The 6,983-nt window shown below is 37.3% G+C and carries 7 protein-coding genes; 3 read left to right on the top strand and 4 right to left on the bottom strand.

The window, feature by feature from the left end; all coding sequences use genetic code 11:
- Positions 1–27: 27 nt before the first annotated feature.
- Complete coding sequence (locus MSI_RS10200; RefSeq protein WP_009106564.1) at positions 28–675, bottom strand: PTS sugar transporter subunit IIA; 648 nt, start codon at positions 673–675, stop codon at positions 28–30.
- A 129-nt stretch (positions 676–804) separates the two neighbouring features.
- On the opposite strand from MSI_RS10200, the gene MSI_RS14065 reads away from it, so the two are divergent.
- The 3 genes from MSI_RS14065 to MSI_RS10185 are packed head-to-tail and all read left to right on the top strand — an operon-like array spanning position 805 to position 4,513.
- The gene (locus tag MSI_RS14065; RefSeq protein WP_009106562.1) at positions 805–1,869 is read left to right on the top strand and encodes a WD40 repeat domain-containing protein; all 1,065 of its coding nucleotides are present in this window, start codon (positions 805–807) and stop codon (positions 1,867–1,869) included.
- 2 nt (positions 1,870–1,871) lie between these two features.
- A complete protein-coding gene (locus MSI_RS10190) occupies positions 1,872–2,732 on the top strand; it encodes a M23 family metallopeptidase (RefSeq protein ID WP_009106560.1) in 861 nt (286 codons plus the stop codon).
- A gap of 20 nt (positions 2,733–2,752) precedes the next feature.
- Complete coding sequence (locus MSI_RS10185) at positions 2,753–4,513, top strand: phosphoglucomutase (RefSeq protein WP_237706504.1); 1,761 nt, start codon at positions 2,753–2,755, stop codon at positions 4,511–4,513.
- On the opposite strand, the gene MSI_RS10180 is transcribed toward MSI_RS10185, so the two are convergent.
- Genes MSI_RS10180 through MSI_RS10170 form a run of 3 tightly spaced genes read right to left on the bottom strand, consistent with a single transcriptional unit; the run spans position 4,510 to position 6,914 of the window.
- Entirely contained in the window at positions 4,510–5,649 is a 1,140-nt protein-coding gene (locus tag MSI_RS10180; RefSeq protein ID WP_009106556.1) for an HD domain-containing phosphohydrolase, read from the bottom strand. The genes MSI_RS10185 and MSI_RS10180 overlap by 4 nt on opposite strands.
- Before the next feature lie 12 nt (positions 5,650–5,661).
- On the bottom strand, positions 5,662–6,021 hold the full coding sequence (locus tag MSI_RS10175) for a hypothetical protein (protein ID WP_009106553.1): 360 nt from the start codon (positions 6,019–6,021) through the stop codon (positions 5,662–5,664).
- Positions 6,022–6,050: 29 nt separating this feature from the next.
- Positions 6,051–6,914 carry an ATP-binding protein gene (locus MSI_RS10170; protein ID WP_009106551.1) on the bottom strand — a complete coding sequence of 288 codons (864 nt, stop codon included), beginning with the start codon at positions 6,912–6,914 and terminating at the stop codon, positions 6,051–6,053.
- Between the last annotated feature and the right edge of the window lie 69 nt (positions 6,915–6,983).

The following is a 6,983-nucleotide window of genomic DNA, read 5'->3' as shown; positions in this document are numbered from 1 at the left end:
GTCCGTTTTTTTTTACTTAATGTATATCTAGGCCTTTAAAAGCAAATCGTATACTTCTTTTTCTGTTGCGGCCTGAGTCATAGCCTGTCTCAGGTCATTTTTCTTAAGTTTTGCACTGAAGTGTGAAATTGTCTTAAGATAATATGAGTGCTGGTTATATGCAGCAGCAATCATAAACAAAAGATTTACTTTTTCATCATCAATTGTCTGGAAGTCTTCCAGAGGCTTTTTACAAACGCCGACAGCCATTACAAGGTCGGTAACAGAAGAAAGTCGAACATGAGGAATTGCAATACCGCGTCCGATTGCAGTAGACATCAATTCTTCGCGTTTAAGGATTTCAGTTGTAAGCTCCTGTTCGTTTTTAACCTGAGGAGCTGTTGCGAGCACCTGTGCAAGTTCAACAAGAGCATCATGCTTTGTAGTGTGATTTATAAAAATTACGCGCTCAGGAGAAAGAACGTTTCTTACCTGAACCTGAATCTGAGCCTGTTTTGTTGTATCTGAAGAAAGACGGGCATTTACCCAGTTTTCTACTTCCGATTTTTTAAAACGCCATACAGTTCCGATTTTACCGGCAGGAATTTCTCCTTTCTGAGCCCAATCATAAACTGTTCTATCTGATACACGAAGGTATTTTGCAACTTCTTCAATTGTAAGGATATCGTCTTCCACGACGCGCCCCCTCTATATTCATTTTTATTAAATTCAATTTGAAAACTTTAGAATATTTTGCATACTTTACGCTTCTTTGTCAACGATTTTTAAGTTGAGATAATTACTATTTTATTGTAAATTATTAATATGAATGAAACTAAATCTCGTGCTCCATTACTTATTACATTAGCAATCATTTTTTCAATTGCTTACCTTATTCTTGCAGCCCGAAAACTCCCAAAAGAATATCAGTTCCAGCCAATCTGGAAAATTAATATTACAAAACAGATTTCTGAGCCTAAAGAAGGACAGGAAGAACATTATTTCCGTCTTGGCAATAACCTGGGTTATTTTACAGAAGACGGGGATATCACCCTTTATAAAACTTTTCCAAAACTCGCCTCAATTTCTGATGAGTATTTTTCTATTTATAATAATTATACAAAAAATACTACTTTTTACGAAAAAAACGGCAATGCAAAAGGGGTAATTAATTTTGAAGGCCTTCCTTACATAGTTGAAGACCGCATTTACGTTATGCTTCCTGGTGGAAACTCCTTTATAAAATGTGATAAAGACGGAAATGCAGACTGGCAGTACGAAGGAATTATTCCTATCACAGCCTTCAGTTCACAAAGTAAATACACAGCCGTTGGTTTTGCAGACGGTTCAATCTATATCTTTAATAATGAAAGCGGCATTTCTGAAATTGAGTTTGCACCAGGCGGAAGTGACTTTCCTGTAATTCTTGGAATTGATATATCTGATAACGGAGAATATATTGCCTCTGTATGCGGTCATAACAAACAGCGTTTTGTACTTGCCCATCGTGAAGAAAATCAGCCAAAAATCATCTATCATACCTTTCTGGATACAAAAGGGGCTTATCAGAGTCTTGTTCATTTTTGTAACGACAACAGCCGTGTTATCTACACTTTTGAAAAAAATATCGGCATTTATGATTACAAACAGAATCAGAACAATATAATTCCAATTAATTCAAAAATCATCTCAATCAGGGAATCTGATACCTTAATTTTCCTTCTTGGCAAAAACGGAAACGAATATTCTGTTTACCTGCTTGAAAAAACAAATACACTTGAAGGAAGCTTCAGTTTTAAAGCAGAAACTGCCTTTATTCAAACAGGAAAAAATTCCCTTTATATTGGAAAAGATGATTCAATTTCAAAAATCTCTTTGGAAAGGAAGTAAATATGAAAAAGACACTTTCACTTGTACTTTATATTGCATTTTTTTCAGCAGCCTTCGCCTTTGAATGGCCTTCCGGAAAAGTAGATTCAGAAAAAATTACAACTTTCTTTGCTCAAAAAACCGGTTCAAGCATGGGAACCTTTATCAACATAAAGGAAACAGAAGAAGTAAAATGTTCTGATGACGGAAACACACTTATAATTCTTGAAGATTCAAAAGATGACACAGATTTTTTCCCTTCAGCCCTGGGAAGCGCCGTAATTGTTCGCCATGATGACAATCTGATTTCTGTTTATTCTCATCTTGATAAGGATTCAATTAAAACTTCTGATTATTCAACTCTGATTTCAAAAAATGAAGATATTTCTCTTACAGGAACCTCTGGTTTTGTAAAGGAAGAAAAGACTCTGGGATTTCAGATTATTGACGTAAAAGAAAAAAAGGCTATCAATCCTCTTCTCCTTCTTCCCCAGCCTTCTGTTCTTCCTGCCCTTTCAATTTCAAGCATAATAATCAAAAACAAAAACAATGTTGCCTATGACATGCAGTGGGCAAAAGCCTTTGTTGCAGGAACCTATAAAATATATTTTAAGAGAAACGACCTTGCGGTTCCATTTAAAACCTCAGTTTTAATTAATGGTGAACAGACAGATGAAATTTCCTATAACTCCCTTAATCAGGAAGATGGAAAATGTAATGTAAGCGGCAAGAGAAATTATTCAAATGCCGAGATTTATCCTGATGATAAACTGATGCTTGCAGGTGAAGCAATATTAAAACAGGGAAAGGCCACAATTACCATTATCTTTACAGATTTAAAAGGTTCTGCAAGACAATTAAATTATAACGTTACAGTTCACTAAAAGTATGATAAAATAAAATCATGGAACATAAAATGATTTTATCGGCTTCCGGATGGCGCAAGGTTTTTGCAGCTTCCGGAGCAGAACAAGACAAAACAAGTGAAATTACAAAAGAAAGTAAGGCTATTTCGGTTGCCGCCGCAGTATGTTTTTTTGACTATCTTTCAAATCTTACAGGATTAACAGCTCCGGTTATTGCAGTCGGAATGGATACCCGCCCGACAGGACCTGCAATTGCAGATGCAGTTTTACGCGCCCTGATCAAAAAAGGAGCAATCATTCAGTTTTTAGGCGTTTCTTCCGCACCAGAGATTATGGCTTATGCTAAAAAGCTGGACGGTTTCATCTATATTTCTGCAAGTCATAATCCTATTGGGCACAATGGAATTAAATTCGGAACAAATGACGGTGGAGTTTTAAATGCTGCCGAAAATGCGAAGGTTACTGAAGCCTTTTTAAAACTTGTTGGTGATGATAACCTGCTTTTTACAACAGTTTCTGATGCAGACGCCTGCTCTTCTTCTGTGCTTAAACAGGTCTATCAGGAAAGTTCCAGTGCAAAACACAATTCTTTAAAGGCTTATTCTGATTTTGTCCGCCGTACCATATCTTCAAGCGAAGCTAAAGAAGACCAGGAAAAATTTTTCAACCTTATCAAGGCTTCTGTGGAAGAAAAATCAGTTGGTCTTGTATGCGATTTCAACGGAAGTTCAAGAAATTTCTGTATCGACCGGGATTTCTTTGCAGAAAATAAAATCAAATTTAACAGCATAAACGATAAAGAAATTGTACACGAAATTATTCCGGAAGCAGAAAATCTTGTTCATGTTGCAAAACAGATGGAATGGCTGCAGCAGCAGGGCTATAAAGAATACATTCTAGGCTATATGCCTGACTGCGACGGTGACCGCGGAAACATTGTTTACTGGGATGAAAAACAGAAAAAAGCAGTTATTTTAAAGGCTCAGGAAGTTTTCAGTCTTTCAGTGCTTGCAGAACTGACCTGGTGCATCTGGAATAATTCTGGAAAAGAAATTAAACCTGCAGTTGCCGTAAACTGCCCTACTTCAATGCGAATTGAAGAAATTGCAAAAAAGCTGGGAGCTCAAGTTTTCCGAGCAGAGGTTGGAGAAGCAAATGTTGTAAATCTTGCCCGCGAAAAACGGGAAGAAGGCTATACCGTTCCAATCTTAGGCGAAGGCTCAAACGGAGGTACAATAACCTATCCTTCAAGCGTAAGAGATCCTTTGAATACAGTTTTTGCCCTTCTAAAACTTCTTACTATCCGCGAAAACGGACTATTTGAACTCTGGTGTAAAAAATCTGGAGCAAAATACAAAGAAGATTTTACCCTTACAGACATTCTTGAAAGTTTGCCTCAATACACAACAACAGGTGTGAGTGAGCCAAGAGCCGTTCTAAAGGTAAAAACAACAGACCACGCTAAGCTCAAGGCTGCCTTCCAGAAGGTATTTGAAGACAGCTGGAAGAAAAAGAAAGCTGAGCTTGAAAAGAAATACGGAATTACTTCTTATGAAGCCGTAATTACAAACGGAACAAAAGAGACTCGTAACGTAAAGGATTATTCATTGAGTAAAAAAGGTGGACTTAAGATTTTATTCAAGGATAAAAAAGATTCAGATTGCGCTTTTATCTGGATGCGGGGCAGCGGAACTGAACCTGTATTCCGTATTATGTGCGACGTAAAGGGCAATAATACGGAAGAGGAAAAAGCCCTGCTTGAATGGGAAACAGAGCTTATCAAAAAGGCAGATAACTAAAAGAGCTGAGACATATAATCTGGAAGATCTTCATTTTCTTCTTCCAGAGAATAGTTTTCGGCATCAAAGTTTTCAAATTCATCCTTAAGATTTTTGAAACATTCAATAATCTTAGGGTTGAACTGGCCGCATTCACCGCCAACAATCATTTCATAAGCCTGCTCAGGGCTGAAGGCATCCTTATAGCAGCGTTCACTTACAAGAGCGTCATAAACATCTGCAAGGGAAACAAGCTGGGCAGAAAGAGGTATTTCATCACCTTTTTTGTGCATTGGATAGCCTTTACCGTCCCATCTTTCGTGATGATAAAGACAAATTTCGTAGCAGGCAGTGCCGTATTCTTCATCCCAGATATCAGACATTTCCTTTACGATTGCAGCGCCCTTTGATGTGTGAGCAGTCATAATGGCAAATTCATCAGGTGAAAAACGCCCCGGTTTTAATAATATTGAGTCAGGAATAGCAATTTTTCCTACATCATGAAGGGAACTGGCAGAGGCAATTAGTTTTGCTCTGTGCTTTGTCATTCCTTCATCAGGATAAAGTCTCATATATTCAAGCGCCAGAAGATGAGTATAACCTTTTACACGGTGAATATGCTCACCGCTTTCAAGATTTCGCGATTCAACCACAGTTCCCAGAATATCGATGATTCTTGCATTATTCTGATGAAGCTCATAGGCCTGACGGCGCAGAAGAATATTTGTTTTTTCGAGAATATCTGTCTGAGTATTAAAGCGCTCCTCTATCTGTTTACGGTAATTATAAAGGTCAGTAATATTTTTTACTCTCTGACGTACAATATTCACATTAAAAGGTTTATGAATAAAATCATTAACGCCGAATTTCAGGGCACGGGTCTCAACTTCAACAGTTGCATCACCACTGATAATTACAACAGGAATGTCTTTCATCCAGTTGCGTTCTTTCATAATATTAAGAACATAAAAACCATCAACTTCCGGCATAACAAGATCCAGAAGCACTACGGCTATATTCTCAATTTCTGAATTCATTATAGTAATTGCCTGGCGGCCGTCAGCAGCGGTAAGGATATCATAATCCTCTTCAAGCATGTCCGAAAGAATATCGCGATTAAGCTCAACATCATCAACAATCAATATTTTATTACGCATAAATTCCCCCGGTTACATCTCTTCCTTATATTTTTCCAGAATATTCATAATAGTTTTGTAATCAGAACTTACTTTGCTCACAAGTTCCGAAATATCAGTTTTTGGTGCGCCATGACGCATAGTATCACAAAGTTCAGAACCAGAACGTGCCAGTTCTGTAAAGCTCATATTAAGGGCAATTCCTTTAAGATTGTGGGAAGCCTTAAAACCGCCGTCCCAGTCTTTTATCTGAATGGAATTAATCATATCGCTGTAATCAGTTAAATCCATAAATTTCAAGAGATACTTTGAAATCAATTTTTCAGAGCCCAAACGTTCCATTGCATCTTCATAATCTGAATTTGTCTGTTCGTAAACTTCTTTAACTGTCATAAATCCCGCCTTATTTTATAGAATATATTTTACACCAAGTTATCAATTTTTTTCACAAAAATTTCATCCAAAACAGTAAATAATTTATTAATGTTAATCGGCTTTACAATATAGGCATTCATACCTTCTTTTTTTGCCATCTGAATATCTTCTTCAAAAGCATTAGCCGTAACTGCAACAATAGGAATTTGAGAAAGAGCAAGATCCGGAAGATCACGAATAAGTCTTGTGGCTTCAAAACCATTCAAAACCGGCATCTGAATATCCATAAGCACGGCTGAATAATAACCAGGAACACTCACCTTTACCTTTTCTACCGCTTCCTGCCCGTTTCTAGCCTCTTCAACCTTAAAACCAGCCCTCTGCAGAAGTTCTGTCGAAATTTCGCGGTTAAAATCATTATCATCAGCAAGTAGAAGAACTTTTCCACGGTAATTTCTGATTGAATTACTGAGTTTCGAATCAATTCGTGAACTGTCGTGATTCAAGGAAATATATTTTTCCTTTTCATACTGTTCCTGAGAAATATGATTAAATCTGAGCCTTACAATTGTTTCGGTTCCGACATTTTCAGCACTGTTGATTTCAATAGTTCCGTTCATCCTCTCTATAAGAGTTTTACAGATTGCAAGTCCAAGACCTGTTCCGCTTACCCTGTCTTCTACAAGTTTCTGGCGGCTGAAAGGCTCAAATACGTGCTTTAGGAACTCACTGCTCATACCAATTCCGTTATCCTTCATAATGAATTCGTATTCGGAAGAGGATTTTTCGTTAGCAGAAAGCACTAATTTTTCCCTTACGGTAAGGGAAATGCTTCCGTGCTTTTGAGTATACTTTACGGAATTTCCAAGAATATTAATAAGAATCTGCTGCAAATGAAGCTTATCACACATTACGTAGGAATTAGTCAGAGTTTCTGAATTAATGACAAACTCCTGCTTTTTAGGCTGGGTCTGAACAGA

Origin of the sequence: Treponema sp. JC4 (assembly GCF_000260795.1) — a bacterium.
Taxonomy (GTDB): Bacteria; Spirochaetota; Spirochaetia; order Treponematales; family Treponemataceae; genus Treponema_D.
The sequence above is the reverse complement of the archived record's forward strand: the minus strand, read 5'-3'. Positions and strand labels throughout refer to the sequence as shown.